This window comes from Mesorhizobium sp. M0139 (assembly GCF_040322455.1).
Lineage (GTDB): Bacteria > Pseudomonadota > Alphaproteobacteria > Rhizobiales > Rhizobiaceae > Mesorhizobium.
This window is the reverse complement of record NZ_JAMYTN010000042.1, coordinates 1-2,500: the sequence shown is the minus strand read 5'-3', so window position 1 is coordinate 2,500 and position 2,500 is coordinate 1. Positions and strand designations below refer to the sequence as shown.

Annotated in this window: 1 rRNA gene (cut by a window edge); it reads left to right on the top strand. The window is 53.8% G+C overall.

Annotation, left to right across the window (positions count from 1 at the left end):
• Nucleotides 1-2,406 (top strand): 23S ribosomal RNA (locus NKJ58_RS31345); it begins 396 nt to the left of the window's first position.
• The last annotated feature ends 94 nt before the right edge of the window (nt 2,407-2,500 follow it).

Below are 2,500 nucleotides of genomic sequence, written 5' to 3'. Positions count from 1 at the left end.
GCAATCAATCGTCCTCGAGTAAGGCGGGACACGTGAAATCCTGTCTGAAATTGGGAGGACCACCTTCCAAGCCTAAGTACTCGTGCATGACCGATAGCGAACTAGTACCGTGAGGGAAAGGTGAAAAGCACCCCGACAAGGGGAGTGAAAGAGTACCTGAAACCGATTGCCTACAAACAGTGGGAGCCCGCAAGGGTCACCACGTACCTTTTGTATAATGGGTCAGCGACTTAGTGTGACGAGCAAGCTTAAACCGCTAGGTGTAGGCGCAGCGAAAGCGAGTCTGAACAGGGCGTTCAGTTCGTCGCATTAGACCCGAAACCGAGTGATCTAGCCATGAGCAGGTTGAAGGTAAGGTAACACTTACTGGAGGACCGAACCCATAACTGTTGCAATAGTTCGGGATGACTTGTGGCTAGGGGTGAAAGGCCAATCAAACTCGGAAATAGCTGGTTCTCCGCGAAATCTATTTAGGTAGAGCGTCGACCGAATACCCCAGGGGGTAGAGCACTGGATGGGCTAGGGGTCCTCACCGGATTACCAAACCTAACCAAACTCCGAATACCTGGGAGTACTAGTCGGCAGACACACGGCGGGTGCTAACGTCCGTCGTGAAAAGGGAAACAACCCTGACCTACAGCTAAGGTCCCCAAGTTATGGCTAAGTGGGAAAGGATGTGAGGATCCCAAAACAACCAGGATGTTGGCTTAGAAGCAGCCATCATTTAAAGAAAGCGTAACAGCTCACTGGTCTAAATAAGGGTCTTTGCGCCGAAAATGTAACGGGGCTAAAGCCATACACCGAAGCTTAGGGTTTGGTCCGCAAGGGCCAAGCGGTAGCGGAGCGTTCTGTAAGCTGACGAAGCCATACCCGTGAGGGGTGGTGGAGGTATCAGAAGTGCGAATGCTGACATGAGTAACGTAAGGGGAGTGAGAGACTCCCCCGCCGAAAGACCAAGGGTTCCTGCTTAAAGCTAATCTGAGCAGGGTTAGCCGGCCCCTAAGACGAGGCGGAAACGCGTAGTCGATGGGAACCACGTTAATATTCGTGGGCTTGGAGGTAGTGACGGATCGCACAAGTTGTCCAATCTTATCGGATTGAACGGGCAGCGGAGCGGTTCCAGGAAATAGCTCCTCCTTATAAACCGTACCCGAAACCGACACTGGTGGTCAGGTAGAGTATACCAAGGCGCTTGAGAGAACTATGCTGAAGGAACTCGGCAAATTGCACGCGTAACTTCGGAAGAAGCGTGACCCTTTTCTACGCAAGTAGAGGAGGGTGGCACAGACCAGGGGGTAGCGACTGTTTATCAAAAACACAGGGCTCTGCGAAGTCGCAAGACGACGTATAGGGTCTGACGCCTGCCCGGTGCTGGAAGGTTAAGAGGAGGGGTGCAAGCTCTGAATCGAAGCCCCAGTAAACGGCGGCCGTAACTATAACGGTCCTAAGGTAGCGAAATTCCTTGTCGGGTAAGTTCCGACCTGCACGAATGGCGTAACGACTTCCCCGCTGTCTCCAGCATAGACTCAGTGAAATTGAATTCCCCGTGAAGATGCGGGGTTCCTGCGGTTAGACGGAAAGACCCCGTGCACCTTTACTATAGCTTTACATTGGCATTCGTAGTGGCATGTGTAGGATAGGTGGTAGGCTTTGAAACCTGGGCGCCAGCTCAGGTGGAGCCACCCTTGAAATACCACCCTTATTACTATGGATGTCTAACCGCGGCCCGTTATCCGGGTCCGGGACAATGTATGGTGGGTAGTTTGACTGGGGCGGTCGCCTCCTAAAGAGTAACGGAGGCGCGCGATGGTGGGCTCAGAACGGTCGGAAATCGTTCGCTGAGTGCAATGGCATAAGCCTGCCTGACTGCGAGACTGACAAGTCGAGCAGAGACGAAAGTCGGTCATAGTGATCCGGTGGTCCCGCGTGGAAGGGCCATCGCTCAACGGATAAAAGGTACGCCGGGGATAACAGGCTGATGACCCCCAAGAGTCCATATCGACGGGGTTGTTTGGCACCTCGATGTCGACTCATCGCATCCTGGGGCTGGAGCAGGTCCCAAGGGTATGGCTGTTCGCCATTTAAAGCGGTACGTGAGTTGGGTTCAGAACGTCGTGAGACAGTTCGGTCCCTATCTGCCGTGGGTGTAGGAATATTGAAAGGATCTGTCCCTAGTACGAGAGGACCGGGATGGACGGATCTCTGGTGGACCTGTTGTGGCGCCAGCCGCATAGCAGGGTAGCTATATCCGGACGGGATAACCGCTGAAGGCATCTAAGCGGGAAACCCACCTTAAAACGAGTATTCCCTGAGAACCGTGGAAGACGACCACGTTGATAGGCCGGGTGTGGAAGAGCGGCAACGCTTGAAGCTTACCGGTACTAATAGTTCGATCGGCTTGATCGTTCTCATTCCTTATGCTCATCGTGAAACACGATGATCTGACCAGCGCTCACGCATGAGCGGCCCTTACAGGGCCTATGCTCCGCGAGGGCGCCGG